24 protein-coding genes are annotated in these 19,815 nt (G+C 63.2%); 19 read left to right on the top strand and 5 right to left on the bottom strand.

Going from position 1 to position 19,815, the window contains the following annotated elements:
- The first annotated feature begins 159 nt into the window (after nucleotides 1-159).
- The 8 genes from GM79_RS04805 (at nucleotide 160) to GM79_RS04770 (ending at nucleotide 7,458) form a co-directional block, all read left to right on the top strand.
- Entirely contained in the window at nucleotides 160-2,493 is a 2,334-nt protein-coding gene (locus GM79_RS04805; protein ID WP_051718525.1) for a heavy metal translocating P-type ATPase, read from the top strand.
- Nucleotides 2,494-2,529: 36 nt separating this feature from the next.
- Nucleotides 2,530-2,907: a cupredoxin domain-containing protein gene (locus GM79_RS04800; protein WP_035560104.1), complete on the top strand. Its 378-nt coding sequence runs from the start codon at nucleotides 2,530-2,532 to the stop codon at nucleotides 2,905-2,907.
- Between the two features lie 5 nt (nucleotides 2,908-2,912).
- Nucleotides 2,913-3,539, top strand: a complete 627-nt coding sequence (locus tag GM79_RS04795) for a helix-turn-helix domain-containing protein (RefSeq protein WP_051718524.1) — start codon at nucleotides 2,913-2,915, stop codon at nucleotides 3,537-3,539.
- 123 nt (nucleotides 3,540-3,662) lie between these two features.
- Nucleotides 3,663-4,292: a DUF305 domain-containing protein gene (locus GM79_RS04790; RefSeq protein ID WP_035560102.1), complete on the top strand. Its 630-nt coding sequence runs from the start codon at nucleotides 3,663-3,665 to the stop codon at nucleotides 4,290-4,292.
- A 78-nt stretch (nucleotides 4,293-4,370) separates the two neighbouring features.
- Nucleotides 4,371-4,694 carry a DUF6122 family protein gene (locus GM79_RS04785; RefSeq protein ID WP_035560099.1) on the top strand — a complete coding sequence of 108 codons (324 nt, stop codon included), beginning with the start codon at nucleotides 4,371-4,373 and terminating at the stop codon, nucleotides 4,692-4,694.
- Nucleotides 4,695-4,739: 45 nt separating this feature from the next.
- A complete protein-coding gene (locus tag GM79_RS04780) occupies nucleotides 4,740-5,048 on the top strand; it encodes a hypothetical protein (protein WP_035560096.1) in 309 nt (102 codons plus the stop codon).
- Between the two features lie 52 nt (nucleotides 5,049-5,100).
- Nucleotides 5,101-6,108: a DUF4396 domain-containing protein gene (locus tag GM79_RS04775; RefSeq protein ID WP_051718523.1), complete on the top strand. Its 1,008-nt coding sequence runs from the start codon at nucleotides 5,101-5,103 to the stop codon at nucleotides 6,106-6,108.
- 99 nt (nucleotides 6,109-6,207) lie between these two features.
- Nucleotides 6,208-7,458: a hypothetical protein gene (locus GM79_RS04770; RefSeq protein ID WP_035560093.1), complete on the top strand. Its 1,251-nt coding sequence runs from the start codon at nucleotides 6,208-6,210 to the stop codon at nucleotides 7,456-7,458.
- Between the two features lie 99 nt (nucleotides 7,459-7,557).
- Here GM79_RS04770 and GM79_RS04765 read toward each other — a convergent pair whose 3' ends face one another.
- From GM79_RS04765 to GM79_RS04755, 3 genes are all read right to left on the bottom strand, one after another.
- Nucleotides 7,558-8,757 carry an MFS transporter gene (locus tag GM79_RS04765; protein WP_035560090.1) on the bottom strand — a complete coding sequence of 400 codons (1,200 nt, stop codon included), beginning with the start codon at nucleotides 8,755-8,757 and terminating at the stop codon, nucleotides 7,558-7,560.
- Entirely contained in the window at nucleotides 8,757-10,937 is a 2,181-nt protein-coding gene (locus GM79_RS04760; protein WP_035560087.1) for a TonB-dependent receptor, read from the bottom strand. The genes GM79_RS04765 and GM79_RS04760 overlap by 1 nt, the downstream gene beginning before the upstream one ends.
- A 98-nt stretch (nucleotides 10,938-11,035) precedes the next feature.
- Nucleotides 11,036-11,368: a hypothetical protein gene (locus tag GM79_RS04755; protein ID WP_035560084.1), complete on the bottom strand. Its 333-nt coding sequence runs from the start codon at nucleotides 11,366-11,368 to the stop codon at nucleotides 11,036-11,038.
- Nucleotides 11,369-11,678: 310 nt separating this feature from the next.
- Here GM79_RS04755 and GM79_RS25365 point away from each other — a divergent pair, with 310 nt between their 5' ends.
- Nucleotides 11,679-11,849: a hypothetical protein gene (locus GM79_RS25365; RefSeq protein WP_161787120.1), complete on the top strand. Its 171-nt coding sequence runs from the start codon at nucleotides 11,679-11,681 to the stop codon at nucleotides 11,847-11,849.
- Nucleotides 11,850-11,872: 23 nt separating this feature from the next.
- Complete coding sequence (locus GM79_RS04745) at nucleotides 11,873-12,100, top strand: hypothetical protein (RefSeq protein WP_035560077.1); 228 nt, start codon at nucleotides 11,873-11,875, stop codon at nucleotides 12,098-12,100.
- 313 nt (nucleotides 12,101-12,413) lie between these two features.
- Here the strand turns inward: GM79_RS04745 and GM79_RS04740 are convergent, their stop codons facing one another.
- Nucleotides 12,414-12,647 carry a hypothetical protein gene (locus GM79_RS04740; RefSeq protein ID WP_035560074.1) on the bottom strand — a complete coding sequence of 78 codons (234 nt, stop codon included), beginning with the start codon at nucleotides 12,645-12,647 and terminating at the stop codon, nucleotides 12,414-12,416.
- Nucleotides 12,648-12,794: 147 nt separating this feature from the next.
- Between GM79_RS04740 and GM79_RS04735 the strand changes: the two genes are divergently transcribed.
- Nucleotides 12,795-13,421 (top strand): hypothetical protein, encoded by a 627-nt coding sequence (locus tag GM79_RS04735; protein WP_035560071.1) that lies wholly within the window; start codon nucleotides 12,795-12,797, stop codon nucleotides 13,419-13,421.
- A gap of 159 nt (nucleotides 13,422-13,580) precedes the next feature.
- Here GM79_RS04735 and GM79_RS04730 read toward each other — a convergent pair whose 3' ends face one another.
- Nucleotides 13,581-13,814, bottom strand: coding sequence for a helix-turn-helix domain-containing protein (locus GM79_RS04730; RefSeq protein ID WP_035560068.1), 234 nt, complete (start codon nucleotides 13,812-13,814; stop codon nucleotides 13,581-13,583).
- A gap of 114 nt (nucleotides 13,815-13,928) precedes the next feature.
- Between GM79_RS04730 and GM79_RS04725 the strand changes: the two genes are divergently transcribed.
- The 8 genes from GM79_RS04725 (at nucleotide 13,929) to GM79_RS04690 (ending at nucleotide 19,802) form a co-directional block, all read left to right on the top strand.
- Nucleotides 13,929-14,660, top strand: coding sequence for a helix-turn-helix domain-containing protein (locus GM79_RS04725; protein WP_152559838.1), 732 nt, complete (start codon nucleotides 13,929-13,931; stop codon nucleotides 14,658-14,660).
- Nucleotides 14,661-14,909: 249 nt separating this feature from the next.
- Entirely contained in the window at nucleotides 14,910-15,464 is a 555-nt protein-coding gene (locus tag GM79_RS04720) for a hypothetical protein (RefSeq protein WP_035560061.1), read from the top strand.
- 81 nt (nucleotides 15,465-15,545) lie between these two features.
- Nucleotides 15,546-16,103 carry an SHOCT domain-containing protein gene (locus GM79_RS04715; RefSeq protein WP_152559837.1) on the top strand — a complete coding sequence of 186 codons (558 nt, stop codon included), beginning with the start codon at nucleotides 15,546-15,548 and terminating at the stop codon, nucleotides 16,101-16,103.
- A gap of 260 nt (nucleotides 16,104-16,363) precedes the next feature.
- Entirely contained in the window at nucleotides 16,364-16,633 is a 270-nt protein-coding gene (locus GM79_RS04710) for a hypothetical protein (protein ID WP_152559836.1), read from the top strand.
- A gap of 254 nt (nucleotides 16,634-16,887) precedes the next feature.
- The gene (locus GM79_RS22760) at nucleotides 16,888-17,226 is read left to right on the top strand and encodes a helix-turn-helix transcriptional regulator (RefSeq protein ID WP_072008539.1); all 339 of its coding nucleotides are present in this window, start codon (nucleotides 16,888-16,890) and stop codon (nucleotides 17,224-17,226) included.
- Nucleotides 17,220-18,512 (top strand): type II toxin-antitoxin system HipA family toxin, encoded by a 1,293-nt coding sequence (locus GM79_RS04700; RefSeq protein WP_035560052.1) that lies wholly within the window; start codon nucleotides 17,220-17,222, stop codon nucleotides 18,510-18,512. Before GM79_RS22760 ends, GM79_RS04700 begins: the two co-directional genes overlap by 7 nt.
- Before the next feature lie 103 nt (nucleotides 18,513-18,615).
- Nucleotides 18,616-18,903: a transposase gene (locus tag GM79_RS04695; protein WP_035559831.1), complete on the top strand. Its 288-nt coding sequence runs from the start codon at nucleotides 18,616-18,618 to the stop codon at nucleotides 18,901-18,903.
- Complete coding sequence (locus GM79_RS04690) at nucleotides 18,900-19,802, top strand: IS3 family transposase (protein ID WP_051718502.1); 903 nt, start codon at nucleotides 18,900-18,902, stop codon at nucleotides 19,800-19,802. The genes GM79_RS04695 and GM79_RS04690 overlap by 4 nt, the downstream gene beginning before the upstream one ends.
- Nucleotides 19,803-19,815 lie beyond the last annotated feature (13 nt).

Below are 19,815 nucleotides of genomic sequence, written 5' to 3'. Positions count from 1 at the left end.
CCTAATCATATACAACTGCCGCACAATGTTGGCCAAGGCCGCGAATGTTGCAAGGGCTAAGCTCAATTCTACACATCTATTGCCAACGGAAAGGAGTTTAAAAGGTGTTGTTAAGACGTCAGCGGTTTTTCCGCTAGCACGCACTGTACCTTACTTGTTATGGAAACCACTCAGCATCACCATCCGGCCCCTGCCGCGCCCGTGGGGCCGCCCCCGACGCCGGCCGCCGGCACCGAAACGGCGACCCTGAATATCGAGGGCATGACCTGCGCTTCCTGCTCCAACTTCGTGGAGAAAGCCCTGAGCCGCACACCCGGCGTCAAAAGCGCCACCGTGAACCTAGCCAGCGAGAAGGCCACCATCGAATACCTGCCGGGCCAGATTGACCGCGCCGGTCTGAAAGCTGCCGTGGAGCAGGCCGGCTACGGTGTGCACGAGGCCAGCCCGGCCGTGGCCGCCAACGTGCTGGCCTCCGACGAGGAGCTCGACGCCCGCAAAGCCGCCGCCTACCAGAGCCTGAAGCGCCGCTTTCAGGTGGCCGTGGTCCTGGCCGTGGTCATTATGCCGCTGAGCATGCTCATGCTCTGGCCCGCCATGATGAGCCGCATTTCCACCCCTGTGCTGAATTATGTGCTGCTGGCCCTTACGCTGCCCGTGCTGCTCTACAGCGGCCGCGAGTTCTACGTGTCGGCCTGGAACGGCTTTTTGCACCGCACCGCCAGCATGGATACGCTCATTGCCGTGGGCACCGGCGCCGCCTTCCTCTATAGCTTGGCCGCGACGCTGATTCCTGACTGGTTTATGGGGCACGGAATAATGCCTGAAGTCTATTACGATACCACGGCCACCATCATTGCCCTGATTCTGCTCGGCAAGGTGCTGGAAAGCCGGGCCAAGTCCAAGACCTCGGCCGCTATCAAGGCGCTGATGGGGTTGCAGGCCAAAACGGCCCGCGTGGTGCGCAACGGCCAGGAGATTGACGTGCCCATCGAGCAGGTGCTGGTGGGCGATGAAGTGGTGGTGCGCCCCGGCGAGAAAGTGGCCACCGACGGCCTGATTCTCACCGGCAGCTCTGCCGTGGACGAGAGCATGCTCACGGGCGAGAGCCTGCCGGTGGAAAAGAAAGAGGGCGACAACGTGTTTGGGGCTACCCTTAATAAAACGGGCTCCTTCCGCTTTCGCGTGAGCAAAGTCGGCGCCGAAACCATGCTGGCCCAGATTGTGAAGCTGGTCGAGGAGGCGCAGGGCAGCCGCGCCCCCATTCAGCAGCTGGCTGATAAAGTCAGCGCCGTGTTCGTGCCCGTGGTCATCATGATTGCCATTGCCACGTTCGTGGTCTGGTTTGACTTTGCGCCCGAGGCCAGCCGCGTGCCGCTGGCCTTGGTCAATTTCGTGGCCGTGCTCATCATTGCCTGCCCCTGTGCGTTGGGCCTGGCCACGCCCACGGCCATCATGGTGGGCACCGGCAAGGGGGCCGAGCACGGCGTGCTGATTCGCAATGCCGAGGCCCTGGAAAAAGCCGAGAAGGTAACCACCGTCCTGCTGGATAAAACCGGTACCATTACCCGTGGCGAGCCCGCCGTGACAGACTTCGTGCCGACCAACGGCGACACCGCGGCGCACCTACTGCCCCTGCTGGCGGCTGTGGAGCGGCAGAGCGAGCACCCCTTGGCTGAGGCCGTGGTGCGCTACGCCGACGCGCAGAATAGTGCGTCGCTAACGGCCACCGCGTTTCAGGCCTACGAAGGCCGGGGTGCCGGCGCTACCGTCGACGGGCAACTTATTCTACTCGGCAACCGCCGCCTGCTCAGCGAGAATAATGTAGTGCTCTCCACCGACACCGAACAGGCCGCGGCCCAGCTGCTAAGCCAGGCTAAAACAGTGCTCTACGCCGCCATCGGTGGGCACGTGGCCGCTCTGATTGGCGTGGCCGACACGGTGCGGGAGTCCAGCCTGGCGGCCATTCAGGCCCTGCAGGCAGATGGCATTGAGGTGGTGATGATGACCGGCGACAACCAGCAGACGGCCGCCAAGGTAGCCGAGCAGGTGGGCATCAAACGCTTCTTCGCCGAGGTCCTACCGGCCGATAAGGCCAGCAAGGTGAAGGAGCTGCAGGCGGAGGGCCGCGTGGTGGCCATGGTGGGCGACGGCATCAACGACGCGCCGGCCCTGGCGCAGGCCGACATCGGCTTGGCCATGGGCGGCGGCACCGACGTGGCCATGGAAGCGGCCGGCATCACGCTCATGCGCTCGGATTTGCAGGGCGTGGTCACAGCCATCGACCTCTCGCGCCAGACCATGCGCACCATCAAGCAAAACCTGTTTTTTGCCTTCATTTACAACACGCTCGGCATTCCCATTGCGGCCGGGCTGCTGTACCCGTTCACCGGCTGGCTGCTCTCGCCCATGCTGGCGGCCGGAGCCATGGCCCTGAGCTCGGTGTCGGTGCTCACCAACTCGCTGCGCCTGCGCGGCTATAAGAGCAAGGCATAAGGCCGGGCTCGTTCATCCCCTTTTGTACTTGTTCTCATGGATACTTCTCAGATAATTGTGACCCTGGTGGGGGTAGGCCTGCTGGCCTTTGTCGGCTGGTTTTTCTTCATGGCTCCGCACCGGGTGGCGGCCGCCGTTTCCTCATCGGCCGGCGTGCAGCAGGTCGACATCATGGTCAAGGGCGGCTACTCACCCAACGTCATTGAGGTGGAGCGCGGCAAGCCGGTGCAGCTGAATTTCTACCGCGATGAGGAAGGCACCTGCTCGGAGGAGCTGCTGCTGCCCGATTTCAACATCCGCCGCGATTTGGCCCCGTTTAAAACCACGGCCATTGAGTTTTTGCCCAAGCAAGCCGGTACCTTTGAGTTCACCTGCGGCATGCACATGCTGCGGGGCAGCCTGGTCGTTAAATAAAAGTGATGCTGCAGTCCGCTACCTCGGTTTTGCCGGCCCCCGCGGCCGGCGCTACCCGCCTCTCCATTCGCAACATGGTGTGCCCCCGCTGCCTGCGGGTGGTGCAGCGCGAGCTGGAAAAGGCCGGGCTGGTGGTGGACAACGTGGCCCTGGGCGCCGCCAACGTGCGCATGGCCGACGGCAGCCCGGTGGACGTGCCGGCGGTGGAGGCCGCCCTGCTGACGTTCGGCTTCTCGCTCGTCGACGACCCGCGCGACCAGCTGGTGGAGCAGGTGAAGGCCCTGGTGGTAGAGCTCATTCACTACACCCCGGCTACGCAGCAGCCGGTGCAGACCTACTCGCATTTTATCAGCGAGCAGTTGGGCCGTCCCTACGCCTACCTCTCGCACCAGTTCTCGCTGCGCGAGGGCCTGACGCTGGAAAAATACATCATCCGCCAGAAAGTGGAGCGGGCCAAGGAGCTGCTCAGCTACCAGGACGCCAAGGTGACCGAAGTAGCCCGCCTGCTGGGCTACAGCAGCGCGGCCCACCTGACCAACCAGTTCCGGCAGGTGACGGGCATGTCGCCCTCGGACTTCCAGGCCCTGGGGCCGGGCAGCGCCGGGCGCCTGAGTTTGGAAAACATCTCCTAAAGGTCCCAGGCTGGAAATCTTACAACGTTTCAGGCCGAATCGTGAACAAACCGGGGAGTATTTCTGCCGTTTAGTCAGGGTAACACTTTTTGTTGCTTCCCTCACTAACCTCATCCCCGAAGTATGCTACGTTCCCTTCGCCTTCCCCTGCTCGCCTCCCTTCTCGCGTTCGGTGCCCTGACTTCGTGTAACAAAGACGAAGCGGATGGCATCAAACTCATCGCCCACGACGAGAGCGTGTACATGCGCAACATGCACGAAGGCATGGCCATGATGGAGGCCATGCCCAAAACCGGCGACCCCGACAACGACTACTCCTCCATGATGATTATGCACCACCAGATAGCCATCAAAAACAGCCAGGAGGAGCTGAAAAGCGGCAAAAGTGCCGAGATGAAAGCCATGGCCCAGTCCATTATCACCAAGCAGCAGGCCGAAATCGCCCAGTTCAATGCCTTCCTGACTTCCCACCCGGCTCATGCGCCGGCGGTGCCGGCGTTCAACGCACTGCAAATGATGAACATGATGCAGATGATGAAGGCCGTGGACTTGCGCCCGCTGACCGGCGACCCGGACTTTGACTTTGCCCAGCTCATGATTGACCACCACCAGGCGGCCGTGGAAAACTCCGATGCCTTGCTCAAATACGGGCGGGAGAACACGACCAAGGCCTTGGCTGAGCAAATTATTGCCGACCAAAAAATGGAAATCAAGATGCTGCAGGATTTCCTGCTGGCCAATAAAAAATATTAGGCCACTCTGCGCTTACGATTACAAGAGCGGCTCCCCTGGGGCCGCTCTTTTGATTTTAACTCCCCTCGTCTCCTGCCTATGGTGCATGCTTTTCTCCACCTGCTGGTGCCCGGCGTGGTGGCCCTGCTTTTTTACCGGCCGCATTGGCGCCGGGCCTGGCTCATCCTGGCGGCGGCGCTGCTGCTCGACCTCGACCACTTGTGGGCCACGCCCATGTTTGATGCCACCCGCTGCAGCATCAACTTCCACCCGCTGCACACCTACTGGGCCATGGGCATCTACGCTTTCCTGCTGTTTCCGGCCGTGACGCGGGTGTGGGCCGTGGGCTTCCTGCTGCACATGGTTCTGGACTACGCCGAGTGCCTGCAACTGGGCGTGGTGCTGCCCGGGGTTCGTTATTAAGGAAATGCAACTGTTCATTCCAATTCACCCGCTTGCTTACCGCTTATGGAATCCTACGACACCCTAACCGAGGCCCTGCAAGCCCTGCGTGGCCAAGGCTACACCGCAGATTTTAATCTGCGTCCTGACTGCCTGTACTGCGCGGCCTATGACCTGAAGCTGCCGCCGGAGGGGTTCCAGGTCGATTCCCTTTTCCGGTTTGAGGGCGATACCGACCCAGCCGACCAGTCCATTCTCTATGCCATCACCGCTACGGGGCTCGACCTGCGCGGGGTATTAGTCAACGCCTACGGGGTGTATGCCGATTCGGTGACGGCCGCAATGGAAGCCAAGCTGCGCCTGCCGGCTGTCTGAGAAAAACTTCCTTACCCCTGGCCTGCTCTTTTTTTCTCCATACTGCCCTGCTATGAATGACATGCCTGCTCCTGCCCCGCTGCTGCCCGATTTCGTGCTGTGGCTCTGGTTTGCCCTCACCGCGCTTTCGGTGGCCTACGTGGCCTGGGACCTGTTTACCCGCACCCCGGAAATGAAGGTGATGAAGTGGGGCTGGGTGCTGGTTACGCTTTACACCGGCCCGGTGGGCCTGCTCATCTACTGGTTTTCCTGCCGGGAGCCCTCCCCGGGGACTCACGAAGCCTTCATCGCCCCGCTGTGGAAGCAGGCGGTGGGCTCCACCATTCACTGTGCGGCCGGCGACGCGACGGGCATCATCGTAGCGGCGGTTATCACGGCCTACTTAGGCCTGAGCATGGGCGTGGACATCTGGATTGAGTACGCCGCCGGCTTTGCGTTCGGGCTATTCATTTTTCAGGCCCTGTTTATGAAGGACATGATGGGCACGAGCTACGGCCAGGCTGTGCGCGACTCATTTCTGCCGGAGTGGATGTCGATGAACGCCATGATGGCCGGCATGCTGCCTGTTATGGTGATTCTGATGACGCGGGACATGCGCGCCATGGAGGCGACCTCGCCCTGGTTCTGGGCCTCCATGTCGGCCGCCACGCTGGTGGGCGTGGCCGTGGCCTACCCCGTGAACTACTGGCTGGTGAAGAACAAGCTCAAGCACGGCATGGGCACCGAGCGGGCCCTGGGCAAAGGCGGGGCCCCGCAGGAAGAGGGCAGCGCATCGGCGCACGCCGGGCACAGCATGGCGGGCATGCCGTCCCCAGCGCCGGCTGCTATCCAGGTATCTGCGTCCGCGAGTCACGCTGTGGCGGCCATGCCGATGGCGGGCATGGACATGAGCGGGGGAGTCCACGTGTCGGGGCTGCGTAAGGCCACCGTTACCCTCCTCACGCTGCTCATGCTGGCCGCGGGGTGTTACCTGGCCGCCCGATACGGCGACTTGTCCATGCGGCCGGGGGAAGCCATGGGCGAAATGCCCGGCATGCCGATGCCGGGCCACCGGATGTAGCCGGCCCGGGCGGGCAAGGCATCAACCCCCGCCGGCGGCATAGTGATTGGGGCGCGCGTTCTGTGCAACTTAGCTGCTTTATTGGTCCTACGCCTTTTTATGTCTGCCGCGCTTCTACCCCTCATCCAGTCCTACAAAGCCGACTCCGAGTCCGTTTACAACACCTGGTTCATTAACAACGAGGACCGGCTGAAGGCCTTTCGCTCCATCCGACGCGGGGTGCAGCAGGTGGTTAAAGACATCAAGGCGGGCAGCTTCGGCAATGATTTCAAGGGCACCTCACTCGAATTTGTGCTCAGCGTCATCAGCGAGCAGAAGCAGGTGTTTCAGGGCGCGGCCCACCCCTTCTACTGGAAGCCCAAGCTGCGTATCCCGGATATCTACGAGCACGAGGACAACAAGCGCGCCTTCGGTCAATTTCTGGAAAGCTGCCTGGCGGCTACGACCGAGCAGCAGCTGCTACGCGAGATTGACATCCTGGACCGCCGCAAAATCAAGGGCCTGGGGCCGGCCGTGGCCAGCATCCTCTACTTCCTGCACCCCACGCTGATGCCGCCATGCAACACGGCCATCGTCAACGGCTTCAACGCGCTGTTTGGGGAGAAAATAAAGCTCGGTTCCTGGTCCGAGTACCTGCGCATGCGCGCCCGGCTGCGTGACCTAAACCAGGAACACCGCCAGCACCTGAGCCTAGACTACGGGGCGTTGAGCGGCCTGCTCTTCGACGTAGGGGTGAAAAAGTTGATTGCTGGCGACCAGCAGTTTGCCACCAACGAGGACCGCGACAAGTACCAGCAGCAGGCCCAAAAGCGCCACAAAGAGGTGCAGAGCGAAGCGCAGGAAGAAAACCAGCACACCGAGATGCAGTACCACCTGCTGCGCGTGGGCAAGGCGCTGGGCTGCGACGTAACCACGGCCATCAACGACCGCAACCGCCTCTGTCAGGGCCAGAAGCTCTCCTTTCTCTGCCTCGACCAGCACCCCGAGCTGCCCGTGCCCGCCGAGGTGGCCAGCACCATCCGCCTGATTGACATCGTGTGGTTCGCGCCCGGCACCAGCCGGGTGGTGGCCGCCTTTGAAGTGGAGAAAAGCACCAGCATCTACAGCGGCATTCTGCGCCTGACGGATTTGGCTTTCTCCATGCCGGAGCACGAGACGGCGCTGTACCTGGTGGTGCCCGATGCCCGCGAAAAGGAGGTACAGGCGCAGCTGTCGCGGCCGGCCATTCGGGCCGCCGGGGCGACCATTCATTACATCCTGTTTTCGGAGCTGCGCCAGCACTGCGAGGCCCTGTGCAAGTTTGGGGATTCGCCGGCGGCTATGCGCAAGATTGCCCGTTCGGTTTCCTAAGGCTGGTTTATGATAACCGATATACTGTGGAGATTCTTGCGTAACAGGGGTCCTCTCAGAACACGGAAGATATAGCACGTTAAGGAATCTGGCCTCCTGTTATCTGGTCACCACGTTGCGAGACGACCGTTCTGGCAGGCGGGCCAGCGCCAAGTATGCCGCCACGCTCAGCGCGGCCCCGGCCGCCAGGGCGAATGCCCAGCCCGGCCCGGCCATTTGCCACAGCGCACCCGCGCTCACGCTGGCCACCAACGCCGCCAGGCTCCCCAGCCCGCCGAAGGTGCCCAGGGCCGCGCCGGCATCCGACTTCGCACACAAGTTGCTTACCCAGGCTTTGGCCACGCCTTCCGTGCTGGCCGCGTACAGGCCGTAGAGCGCGAACAGGGCCGCAAACGCCCACCCGGAATGCGCCAGGGCCACGCCGCCGTACACGGCCGCGAACGCCAGCAGCCCGCCCACCAGCAGCCGGCGCGGCCCCAGCCGGTCGGCCAGGTGCCCCAGGGGCCAGGCGCTGAGCACGTACACCGCGTTATAGAGAATGTAGAGCCCGATAACGCCCGTATCGGATACGCCCCGCTGCCGCGCCAGCAGCAGCAGGAACGCATCGGAGCTGTTGAACAGGGCAAAGACCAGCAGCGCCCCCACCACGCGCCGGTAGGCGGGCGGAGCCACGCGCCAGTAGCCGAAGGAGGCCCAAAACGGGCGCACCGGCCGGGGCGAGGGCATGGCGGGCCGCTCCCGCAGCAGCAGGGTAATGGCCACGGCCAGCACCCCCGGCACGAAGGCCCACAGGAACAAGGGCCGGAACTGGCCGGGACGGGCCGCCAGCCAGAGCAGCGCGGCCGTGGGGCCGAGCACGGCCCCGAGCGTGTCCACCGAGCGGTGAAAGCCGAACATCTTTCCTTTGTTGGCCGGCGTTGTCTCGTCCGAAAGCAGCGCGTCCCGCGCCCCGGTGCGTAGGCCTTTGCCCAGCCGGTCCACGGTGCGGGCCAGCAGCACCCACACCGGGGTAGCCAGTACCGCCAGCATTGGCTTGCTAAGCGCACTCAGGCCGTAGCCCCACCGCACGAAGGGCACCCGCTGCCCCAGTCGGTCGCTCCACTGCCCAAAATAGCCTTTACTCAGGCCGGCCACGGCTTCGGCCACGCCTTCGAGCAGCCCAATGAACACCACCGAAAAGCCGATGCTTTGCAGGTAGAGCGGCATGATGGGGTACAGCATCTCGCTGGCCAGGTCGGTAAAGAGGCTGATAAGCGAGAGCAGCCACACGGCGCGGGTGAGGTAGGAAAACCGCCCCATCAGAGCGTGATTTTCAGCGCCACGTTGCCCACGATGCCGTCGAGCGGGGCGTACAGCGGTCGGAACGCGGGTGCGGCCGGGGTGCCGAGAACCACCGGTTCAAACCGGGTTTGGCGCACGTCGAGGAAGTTTTCCACGTTGAGCACCACCGAAAAGTGCGGGGCAAAGATTTTTTCGCCCAGCACCCCCAGCAGCCAGAACCCGCGCCCCTGCCGGGCCCCGTCGCCCAGGTACTGCGGGCCGTTGTAAGTGCCTTCCAGGCCCAGGCGGAAGCTCTTTTCGGCCTCGTACACGGTGGTCAGTACCAGGCGGTGCCGCGAGACAAACGGCAATTCGGCCGGCTGGCCGAGGTCGTAGGTCTGTTTGGTGTCGGTGAAGGTATAGGCCGTGAAGAATTGCAGCCCTTCCACGCCCAGGCGCAGGTTGGTTTCAAAGCCCCGCGCCGTGATGGGCGCGGCCGCGTTGCGGAAATCGGTCACGCCGAGCGCGAGCTGCGCGGGGTCGGGTATCAACGTGTGGTCCAGGCGGGTGTAGAAAACGGCCTGGTTGAGCGAAATATTCAACTCATCCACCCGGCCGCGCACGGTCACGTCGGCGTTCAGCCCCCGCGAGGCTTCGGCTTGCAGCTTGGTCCCGTCGAGGGGCAACACGTTCACATAGGCTTGCTGTTCGGTGGTGCTGCTGAAGATGGTGGGCGCTTTGTAGCCGAAGCCGCCCCCGGCCCGCAGGCTGACGTGCTCGCCGACTTTGTAGAGGGCCGAGAAGCGGGGGAGCACGAACAGGCCATACGGGCGCTGATAATCCGTGCGCAGGCCCGCTTGCAAGGTCAGGTTTTCCAGTACCCGCCAATCGTCCTGCGCGAACAGCCCGTAGGTCTGGTACTGGTAGTCGCGGGCACCCGAAGCGGCCACGGCTGCCGTTTCGCGGAAGTCGTCCGTCAGTACGTTGCCGCCGAACACGGCCCGGTGCGCGCCGAGGGGCACCAGCAGCGCGGCTTCGGAGTAGGTCGAGAGCTGCCGGCCGGCAAAGTAGCTGCGGCCTGCCTCAAGGCGGCGGGTGAAGCTGCTGACGCTGTTTTTCACGGTCAGCACCCGCTTCCCGCCCAAGTGGGTATCCAACCGGAGCTGCGTGCTGTAGCGGTCCGAGCGGTTGCGTTCGGTGTAGCCGGCCGTGGCCGGGTTGTCCAGGGCTGGCAGGTAGCCCCCGGCGCGGGTTTCCACGGTGGCGTTCAGCCCGGCGTACAGGGTGGTGGAGTCGGAGACGTAGTAGAACAGGCGCGGATTGACCGTCGTGGCCTGCACCTGCGGCAGGTCGGTAAAGTGGTCGCCGCTCACGTCGCGGGCCTGCTGCGTGTTTTGGGTGGCCAGCAGCGTGAGGCCCAGCTTGCCGGTGCGGCCGGTGTAGAAGGCGGTCAGGTCGCGGCCCCCTTTGTGGGTTTGGTTGAGCAACACGTTCAGCTCGGGCGTTTCGGTGGGCGTTTTGCTCACCAGGTTCACCAGGCCCGCGATGGCATCCCCGCCGTAGAGGGCCGAGGACGCGCCCTTGATGATTTCCACTTGCCGCAGGTCCAGGGGCGGAATCTGCACCAGGCTCAGGCCCTGCGAAAAGCCGCCGTAGAGGGGGAAGCCGTCGCGCAGCAGCTGCGTGTAGCGCCCGTCCAGGCCCTGAATGCGGAAGGCCACGCTGCCGGAATTGGCGGAGGTGAATTGGGGCTGAATGCCCGAGGCCTCCGTAAGCAGCATGGCGATGTTGGCCGGCTTCATACTGCCTTTTTCGGCCAGCTCTTCCGGCCCCAGCACCTCGATGCGTACCGGCACGTCCTCGATGCGCGAGCCGGTGCGGGTGGCCTCGACCACCACGCCCTGCAATTCCAAGCTGCTTGGCTCCAGCTCGACCAGGGCGGGCGCGTCGCCGGCTTGGGGCAGGGTGAAGGGCAGGGTGCGGGCCGCGTAGCCGATGCTGGAAAACTGCACCTGATAAGTACCCGCTGGCACGTCGGGCAGCGTGGCCCGGCCGTCGGCATCGGTTGCCGCGCCGAGGCTCAGGGAAGGAATGGCCACGGTCACGCCGGGCAAAGCGGTTTTGGTGCGCTCGTCGCGCACGAGCACCCGCAGCGGGCTTTGGGCCACGGCCGCGCCGGCACTGATTAGCAGTGCCAGTAGTAAAAACAAAACTTTCATGGAGGGGAGCGCAGCGCGCCGGTAAGGCTGAAAAACGGGCAAACACGGACAGGCGGCCCTCACAAAAGAGCCGCCAAGGCGGAGTGTAGACCCGAAAATCAGACTTGCAGCACGGCGTAGCGCAGGTAGAGCCGGCGCACCGGGGGCGGCGGGTTGGCCACCCAGGGCCAGGAGGCCGGCGAGCCGGCGAAGGGCCGAAACGCCGGGCGGGAGGTGGGCGCCACCCACCGCGCCGGCAGGGCATCCGGTACCTCGTCGGGTTGCGCGGCCGGGGCCGATACGTCCACGCTGGTACGGGCCACGACGTGCTCATGGGTTTCCTGAGCGTAGTTCTGCCGGCACTCGGCCGCGTCCAGCTCGCACACGCCGCCCAGGTAGAGCAGCCCGAGCAGGAAGGCGAACGAACGAAATAGCAGGCGCAACGGCAGCATAGCAGCGGGATAGTCCCCCAAAGGTAACGGACGTTAGCCAGCTAGTTCCGGCCCTTCTGTAACCAAGTAACAGAAGGACCACCCATTTAACCACGCCAATAGTCCGGCCGGATTCCTTAGCGTGCTATATTTTCCGTTTTCTGAGAGGACCCCTAACAGGCCAATGTCAATGAGCATCTGCGATTACACCAGCTATTTTTCCCAGCGCGCCTTCCATCACCTCTCTGAAGTATTTGATTACGAGTTGAGTTTCTCTGAATTAGGGATGACGGACCTCTTCGTACTTGATTTAGTAAGGTTTTCCCACGAGGTGGCCCCATTCAAAGTGGAAGTGTACAAAACATCTTGGCCGGTCGAAAAGCCTTACGGCAACGATATTGACTTATTCGTGCAGGATGCGACAGGCTCTTACGATTGGTACGCGCTCCAAGCTAAAGTAATGTCGCACGAAGGCGTATTCAACAGAGCTTATACCGACTAGTAGGTTACGCTGACCTTTGCTTGATGAAATACGCTGCTATCCGCGCCCGCCAGGGCCAGCTGCAAGCCGTGACCGGATTGTCCGGAAGGGCTTTTGAGCACCTGCACACGGTCTTTTCGGCCGTGGTCGAGCACCAACGCCGCCACTATACCTTGCAGGGCACCCTGCGGCAGCGGGCCCGGTCGCACTTCGCAGGCCGACTATCGCCGTATCGTGCACCGCGTCTCATCGCGCCTGCCAGCACAGCCTAAACCCGCCCGGTGGCGCTGGAACACCCCAAGCAGGCGTATCTGCTTGGTGGAGCAGCTGGACCGTGTCCGTTCCTGAACACGAAACCCCGCAGGTAGTTTGTTGACCGGACGATTACCCGGAGATGCCGGGACAGCATTCCGCAGCGCCTACTCCCCTGCCGGCAATGCAAGGCGACCAGGGCATTACTATCGGCTGTAAGTGGCCCGGCTTACGACTGGTTGCTTCGAGGGGTTTTCGGGCTGTTTGCCCCCGCCTCGTTCCACATCCCTGCGAAGCCGGTGCGGCTGCTTCGCGAAAAGCAGGCCCGTCGTCTCAGCGCTCCGGCGCTTCGGCAAAAAAGTCCGCCAGGCTGACCTGGTGGATGTCCAAGAGCCGCAACAGGCTTTTCAGCGTGAGGTTGCTGCCTTGTTCGTGGCGACCGTAGCCGACGCGGGGCAGGTCGTGGTCGAACGCGAAGGCTTCGTAGGAGGAGTAGCCTTTGGCCAGCCGCAGCTGCTTGAGCTTTTGAGCAATCTGTTTAAGTCGCGGGTCAGCGTCAGCCACCATAAGCACACGGGTCGGAAAAGCCGAAATGTGCGGTGCTGATTTAATATAAGTTACCTATCATAATAAACACTGTTATTTAAACATACTATAGTATGTTTGCTGACACAACTTCCGATGGTTCTTCTATCCTTGTTACGGCCCCTCCTTATGCCCCGTCTGCTCTATCACCGGTTCTTGCTTCCCGCCACCGTACTCGTCAGCACGTTGCTGTTCGGTGGCTGTTCCCCGTCCACTTCTGACACCGGTACGGCCGATGCCGTGGCGACCACGTCCACGTCGGGCTCCACCGGCCGCACGACGGGGACCGCGGCCGATTCCCTTAACGGGATGCAGGGCCACACCTTCGGCGAGCCGCTCAGCAATTTCCCCGGGCTCGTCCTCATCACCAAGGAAGATGAGCGGGGCATTCGGGTCTACCAGATGCCCGCGGGCCGGGAACGCGGCTGGTTTGGCAAGCACGCCAAGGATTTTGCCACTTACTACCAGTTCCAGGACGGCCAGTTTGCTATGTTCCGGGCCGTTACCACGGGCCTTGGGGCCAACCGCACGGCCATGCGCGAAGAAGCCCGCTTCCTGTTCGGCCCCGGCAAAGACCGCAACGACCAAATGAGCGGGTTGGACTGGGAAGGGGAACGGGTGCGGGTGATGTATTCCGAAAAGCTGACTACTCCAATCCAGTGCTGGCTGGAAGTGTACAGCAAGCCGCTGCTGCTGGTGCAGCAGGCTAAACAGCGCGCGCAACTGCAAGCGGATAACGCCCTGGGCAAACCGTAGTCGGGGATAGACAGCACCGCTGCACTCCTTACACTTTCTAGTACCTATTTGTCTGCCTGCGGCAATCACTCCTTACCCCGCCGTCTTCCATTCTTTACTCACATGGTGTTGCGCCAGGCCTACGAACAGGCTAACTTCAGGATGATGCGCGCCCTGTGGCTACGCGACGGTCGCTTCGGCAAAGTCCACCAATTCCCGCAGCGGCAGCTGCAGCGCCCGCGCCAGCGAAACCAGCACGTCGAGCGTGGGGGCCCCCTTGGCATGCTCGATGCGCTGCACGGTGAGCTTGGCCACGTCCGCGTAGTCCGCCAGCGCCTGTTGGCTCCACCCCCGCGTTTCGCGCAACGTCCTTAAATGCAAGCCGAAAGCCTCGACGCTGGCTGGATTTTTCACGGCGGCAAACTCACTCCCGCCGCGCGACCTATTGGTATAACATACGTATCCAAAGCGAATTATTTAGTACTTTGCGGGTGCCTTATCCGTGCCTGCTTTTCTCGACCCTGTTCTATGTCATCCGTTCTACTTGGTGAGCGTCTCACTCAACTCCGCTTGGCGCTGGGGCAGAAAGCGCTTTTCTCACCCGAAAAGTCCCGGGCGCATGTGGCCCACATGACCGGGGTGTCCCCCGACACGCTCGCCCAGTTGGAAAAAAATGGCGCGGGCAAAGCCACAACCCTGGCGGCCGTACTCGCTTACTACCAGGAAGGTGGCGTCAACTTGGCGTGGGTGCTGGCCCCCGACAATGCCGACATTCCCATGGGTGGGTTTCCCGACATCTTCCAGGACGTAAAGCTGCCCCAGGAGCGGGAGCCGCTCGCGGACCTGCGCCGGCTCCTGCAGCCGCTGGTGGCCGAGCTTGACGCCGGGCCGACGCCTACCCCCGTAGCTCTGCGCTCGCTGCTGACCCAAATCCAGCAGGGAGCCCTTCACGCGCTCCAGCACCTGCGGCCCTCCCGGCGGCTGGTGCGGACCGGACCGGACTTGCGTGCGTACCACCGGTTCTTTCCCCCCGTGCCTGCTCAATCGACCGGGTGGCACGCCGTGGGTCTGTTCACCGTGCCTTACTGCTATGTCGAAGCAGGCGATTTTCTCCCCCGGTGCGGCGAGGACGTTCCCTTTCTGGCCTTTAACCCGGTTCTGGAGAATGTACCGGACAGCGACAAATGCGGGGCTTGCCGGTCCCGGGTGGACACGGCCTCGCCCTCCTTCGCGCAGCCCCAGACAGAAAACGCCCCATAAGGTCTTTTTACAGGAGTTCAAAAAACCAGAGCCGGCCAAACCCGCCTGCGAGAAGGAAAAAAGCGCCCCTTCAGGCCTTCTTATGGCGGCAAGGTATTGAACTTACGCGAAGTCCACCAGCGCCGGTCGGCTCCCGCGCCCCGCCTAACCGCCGCCGGTGCTGGCCGAACGCCTCCAAAACCACCTCCTCTTTCACCCCGGCCAGCGGTCCCCCTATTGGCGCATGTAGGTCAAAAATCTACCTTCTCTATGAAATCCACCTCCCCACCCCTGTCAGCACCCGCCGCCCAGTGTATTCCCTTCGCGCAAGCAACATTCGCACAGCTCGCCCAGGCCGAGCGCTCCGTCCGGGATAAGGTGGGGGGAAGGTTCCCGCCCGGAACAGGGGCCAACGCGTTGCGGACGCTGCAACCCGACCTATGGGTGGGGCCGGAAACCGTCTCGCTCGACGCGCAAGACCTGGCCCGCGTGGCGCAACACCTGCACTCCCAGCAAGACGCCGCCCTCGCCCGGGCGGGGCACAGGCCGCGCAAGTACTATTTTACCCGGCGGCCGATGAACTGCCCGGAAGAAGTCCTTCGCGCCCTGGCCGAACTCGAAGCCAACCCGCAGGCCGGCGGCCCCGCGGTCTACCAGCTGGTCACGGCGGCGGCCCGGCACCACGCCCAGGTCCTAACGTTCTACTCGGCGGAGGTCCTCTACCCGCGCGAGGCCGACGGCACGGACCCGGCACAGGCCCGCGCCGCCCTCCTCGCGCGGGTGGAGGCGCTGGACCGTGCCCGCGGCGTGCCGGGCGTCGCCTAATCACCCGCGTGGTCAGCCGGCTGGACCCTACCCCCCTTCCTCGCCCCCCTTTCAGCTGCTTTACCAGCCTCTTCTTCTCAGATGACCTTCTTTTCCATCCTTCGGCCAGCCCCTCTTTTGCTGCTGACCGGCAGCCTGTTCACCAGCCCCGTACAAGCCCAGATTGTGGGCAAGTCCGTCCCCGAATTCAAAACCACCGCCGGCACCGTGGTGCACATCGGCGACACGCTGCGCCTGGGCCGCGGCACGCTGGCCACGGGCGAGTTTCAGTACGTGTATGTGCCGGCCAACGTGTTCACGGGCAGCCAGCAAATCAACTTCAGCTCCCAGATGAGCAACCTGACCGTGCGGGTCAAGGACCTGCGGTTTCAGCAGTCTAAAAACTACGGCAACAAACCCGTAGCCGTCGTTAAGGCCAACACGCTCAACGGCTGCGTGGACCTCGACGCGGCCGAAAGCGCGGGCGAAATCATCACCGCCAACACCCGGCGTGCGGCCGTTTCCGCTGCGGCGGGCCCGGCCAGCGCCAGCCCGCCCCTGAGCACGGCGGATGAGCTGCTCAAACTTAAAAAACTCTATGACCAGAAAGTGCTCACCAAGGCCGAGTACGACGCGCAGAAGTCCAAGCTGCTGAAGTAGCCTGCGCCGCTCCTGGGGTCCGGCGGAGCCTTGCCACCCATCCGCCACGCGAGCAGCAGCGGGGACGATTCTGACGCTTGGATGCCCATGCCTTTTTCTACCATGAAACGACGCTTGAATGGCCGTGTGCTGTGCCCCCTAGCAGTCCCGGGTTTTCGTCCTGGCGGGGGGCGCTGTGCGCGCTCCTGCTGGCCCTCGCCGCGCCGGCGGGCTGGGCGCAACGGGTAGACCCGACGCCAGCCCTGCCGCCCCTGCCAACGGTGGCCCTCGACAGCGTCGCCGTCGTACCCCAAGCCCTGGACCAGCAGCTTGTCTTCGAAGATGTTCTGGAAGAATACTACAGCTATTTGCATCCCGACCTCAGCGTGGCGGAAAATGACGCTGAGGCCGAGAAGCTTATTATGCAGCAGGCGCATCCTTTTGCCTTATTCTTAGAAAATTACGCGAGCGAAAGAGGGCTGGCGCCACTCCCAAGGCAAAGCCTTTATGGACTGCTGCCCCTCATCAATAAGGGGGCACAGGAAGAATAAAATGGGTGCGCTTACGATTTAAAGCTTCCCCTGGAACGTTCCTGAACGACTCAAGCCCTTACAGTTGTCAAGATTTGCCTCGACTTGGATACTCATCGGACTTAATCCGATGCCCTGATGAGAAAACAACTTTTTGAAGCGCTAGTGCAATGACTGTGCTCCGCTTGCTCCAGCTCAGGTAATGAACAATACGGGTTGTTGTACAGGCGCAACAAATACCGTATATTTGGTCATATTTGTTGCGCCTGTACAACATGGACTGGTACACTCTTTCTGATTTAGCCATCCTGCGCGAGCTGGGCAGCAGCCTGCGGCAGGTGCGCCTCAACCGCAATCAGTCCCAGCAAGCCGTAGCCGACGCGGCCGGCATTGACCGGGCCACGCTGAGCCAGATTGAGCACGGCCGGCCCACCTCGCTGCTCACCTTTGTGCAGCTGCTGCGCACGCTGGAGCAACTGGAGTTGCTGAATGCCTTGGTGACCAAAGCCGAAATTAGCCCGCTGACCCTGGCCCGCCTGGCTAAAAAGCAGCGTCGCAACGCGTACCCTCCCACAGCTGATACGCCACCTACGCCGCCCCCCGCTGAATGGTAGACCTCGCTTTAGTTCGCTTGTGGGGGCAGCTGGTCGGCGCCGTGCGCTGGGACGCCACCCGGGCCCTGGCCACGTTTGCCTACGACCCCGCCTTCGTGCGGTCTGGGCTGAACGTGTCGCCGCTAACGATGCCGCTGCCAACCCGCGCCGACCAGGTGTACGCCTTTCCCCAGCTGAACCCGGAAACCTACCACGGGTTGCCTGGCCTGCTGGCCGACGCGCTGCCCGACCGGTTCGGTAACCAGCTCATCAACGCTTGGCTGGCCACCCAGGGCCGCAACCCCGCCGACTTCTCGCCCGTGGAGCGCCTGTGCTACATCGCCAACCGCGGCATGGGAGCGCTGGAATTCGAACCCCAGGTAGGCAGTACGGCAGCCGGGGGCCAGTCCCTGGAAGTGGCGGCCCTGGTGCACCTGGCCCAGGACGTGCTCAATCAGCGGGAGGGGTTTCAGGCCAGCTTGCGTGAGGACGCTGCGGACGGTTTGGCGGCGCTGCTAGCGGTGGGCACCTCGGCGGGTGGGGCGCGGCCCAAGGCCATCATTGCCTTCAACGAGGCCACCCAAGAAGTGCGCTCGGGCCAGGTAACGGCGCCCCCTGGCTTCGGCTACTGGCTGCTTAAGCTCGACGGGGTGCGCGACCAGGCCCTGGCCGACCCCCGGGACTTCGGCCGGCTGGAGTACGCCTACTACCTGATGGCCACGGCCAGCGGCCTGGAGATGAGCGAGTGCCGGCTGTACCAGGAAGGTCCCCGGGCCCACTTCATGACCCGGCGCTTTGACCGTACGGCCGAGGGCCACAAGCTGCACGCCCAGACGCTGTGCGCCTTGGCGCATTACGACTATAACCAGCCCGCGGCCTACTCCTATGAGCAGGCCTTTCAGGTGATGCGCACCCTGCGCCTGCCCTACACCGCGGCCGAGCAGTTCTTCCGGCGCATGGTGTTCAACGTGGTGACCCGCAACCAAGACGACCACACCAAGAACATCTCGTTCCTGATGGACCCGGCCGGGCAGTGGCGGTTGGCACCGGCCTACGACGTGGCGTACGCCTACCAGCCCGGCAACCGCTGGACCAGCCAGCACCAGATGTCATTGAACGGCAAGCGCGACGGCTTCATCCGGGCCGACCTCAAGGCCGTGGCCCGGGAGATGAACATCCGCAGGGCCGATGACCTCGTGGCCGATGTGCTGGCGCAGGTGGCGCGGTGGCCGGATTTTGCCGCCGCGGCGGGAATGACGGAGGAACGGACTACGGCCATCAGCGCGGCGCATCGACGCTTGACTTAGCTTATTACCCAATGGCGAGTGACCAGAAGGTCTGAACATTGAGTCGGCGGTTTGAGGTGGTCGGGTCAAACAGGAGAGAATTGGGTGCTAACTTCCCGAACCCATGGAAAAAGCTCCTCCTACGAAACGGCCGCGTTATGATGCGGCCTTCCGCGCCGAAGCCCTGCGGCTGGCCAGCGAAAGCCGCTCCACGCTGGCCGCCGCCCGCGCCCTGAATATCGACGCCAAGCGGATTTATGCCTGGCAGAAAGCGGCCCAGCAGCCCTTGCCCGCCGACCCGGCCGAGGCCACCGAAGTGCGGGCGCTGCGCGTCGCCAACAAACGGCTGGCGCAGGAGCTCGATATTTTAAAAAAAGCCATCGCCATCTTCTCGCATCCCCCGACCCAGTGAGTACGCTGCAATTCATTGACCAGCAGCGGCCTTTTTACCCGATCCAGCAACTTTGCCAGGTGCTGGACGTGGTACCCAGCCGCTACTACGCCTGGCGGCACCGGCAGGCGGCCGGGGCCGTGGGCAGGGCCGAACCGGCCTGGGAAACGGAAATGATGGCGGTTTTTGACTACCACAAACGCCGCTACGGCACGCGTCGGCTCCGGGTTGAGTTGCGGGAAAAGGGCCATCGGGTAGGCCGCCAGGCCCTGCGCATGGGGCTGCGCCGCCACGGGCGCAAGGCCTTGCAGCCCAAGTCCTTCGTTCCGTGCACCACCGATTCGACCCACGGGCAGCGCTGTGCCCCCAATTTGCTGCTTGACCAGCCGCGTCCCACCCAGGCCAACCGGGTGTGGGTGAGCGACATCACCTACCTGCCGCTAGCCAACGGGACCTGGGCTTACCTGTGTGCCTTTCAGGACGTGTGCACCAAGCACGTGGTGGGCTGGCAGGTGCGCGCCGACATGCCCGAAGCGCTGGTCACCAGCGCCTTACAGCGGGCGCTGCTGGCCCAGCGGCCCACCCCCGGCCTCATCGTCCATTCCGACCGGGGCGGGCAATACGTGGGCAACGCTTACAAGGCTGTGCTGCGCGACGCCCAGGCCCAGCTCTCCCACAGCCGACGCGGCGAGTGCTACGACAACGCCCAGGCGGAAAGCCTGTGGTCGCGCCTCAAAACCGAGGAGCTCGAAGCCCGTGACTGGCCTGTCTTCGCCGACCTAGCCGATGCCCAGGCCAGCGTCGCCGACTATTTTGACTACTACAACCATGAGCGTCGCCACTCCAGCATTGGCTATCAGAAGCCGTACCAGTTTCATCAACAGCACCTTAACAACATCACCCAATTCTCTCCTGCTTAACTAGACCACCTCA

It is taken from the genome of Hymenobacter sp. IS2118 (assembly GCF_000715495.1).
In the GTDB taxonomy this organism is placed as follows: Bacteria; Bacteroidota; Bacteroidia; order Cytophagales; family Hymenobacteraceae; genus Hymenobacter.
This window is presented reverse-complemented; position numbering and strand designations above follow the sequence as displayed.

Coding starts and splice junctions, on each gene's coding strand:
- GM79_RS04725 (WP_152559838.1), top strand. CDS start 13,929: ATGTCATCCGTTCTACTTGGTGAGCGTCTCACTCAACTCCGCTTGGCG.
- GM79_RS04785 (WP_035560099.1), top strand. CDS start 4,371: ATGGTGCATGCTTTTCTCCACCTGCTGGTGCCCGGCGTGGTGGCCCTG.
- GM79_RS04795 (WP_051718524.1), top strand. CDS start 2,913: ATGCTGCAGTCCGCTACCTCGGTTTTGCCGGCCCCCGCGGCCGGCGCT.
- GM79_RS22760 (WP_072008539.1), top strand. CDS start 16,888: ATGGACTGGTACACTCTTTCTGATTTAGCCATCCTGCGCGAGCTGGGC.
- GM79_RS04770 (WP_035560093.1), top strand. CDS start 6,208: ATGTCTGCCGCGCTTCTACCCCTCATCCAGTCCTACAAAGCCGACTCC.
- GM79_RS04720 (WP_035560061.1), top strand. CDS start 14,910: ATGAAATCCACCTCCCCACCCCTGTCAGCACCCGCCGCCCAGTGTATT.
- GM79_RS04765 (WP_035560090.1), bottom strand. CDS start 8,757: ATGGGGCGGTTTTCCTACCTCACCCGCGCCGTGTGGCTGCTCTCGCTT.
- GM79_RS04735 (WP_035560071.1), top strand. CDS start 12,795: ATGCCCCGTCTGCTCTATCACCGGTTCTTGCTTCCCGCCACCGTACTC.
- GM79_RS04800 (WP_035560104.1), top strand. CDS start 2,530: ATGGATACTTCTCAGATAATTGTGACCCTGGTGGGGGTAGGCCTGCTG.
- GM79_RS04715 (WP_152559837.1), top strand. CDS start 15,546: ATGACCTTCTTTTCCATCCTTCGGCCAGCCCCTCTTTTGCTGCTGACC.
- GM79_RS04780 (WP_035560096.1), top strand. CDS start 4,740: ATGGAATCCTACGACACCCTAACCGAGGCCCTGCAAGCCCTGCGTGGC.
- GM79_RS04700 (WP_035560052.1), top strand. CDS start 17,220: ATGGTAGACCTCGCTTTAGTTCGCTTGTGGGGGCAGCTGGTCGGCGCC.
- GM79_RS04775 (WP_051718523.1), top strand. CDS start 5,101: ATGAATGACATGCCTGCTCCTGCCCCGCTGCTGCCCGATTTCGTGCTG.
- GM79_RS04760 (WP_035560087.1), bottom strand. CDS start 10,937: ATGAAAGTTTTGTTTTTACTACTGGCACTGCTAATCAGTGCCGGCGCG.
- GM79_RS04695 (WP_035559831.1), top strand. CDS start 18,616: ATGGAAAAAGCTCCTCCTACGAAACGGCCGCGTTATGATGCGGCCTTC.
- GM79_RS04755 (WP_035560084.1), bottom strand. CDS start 11,368: ATGCTGCCGTTGCGCCTGCTATTTCGTTCGTTCGCCTTCCTGCTCGGG.
- GM79_RS04745 (WP_035560077.1), top strand. CDS start 11,873: ATGAAATACGCTGCTATCCGCGCCCGCCAGGGCCAGCTGCAAGCCGTG.
- GM79_RS04805 (WP_051718525.1), top strand. CDS start 160: ATGGAAACCACTCAGCATCACCATCCGGCCCCTGCCGCGCCCGTGGGG.
- GM79_RS04790 (WP_035560102.1), top strand. CDS start 3,663: ATGCTACGTTCCCTTCGCCTTCCCCTGCTCGCCTCCCTTCTCGCGTTC.
- GM79_RS04740 (WP_035560074.1), bottom strand. CDS start 12,647: ATGGTGGCTGACGCTGACCCGCGACTTAAACAGATTGCTCAAAAGCTC.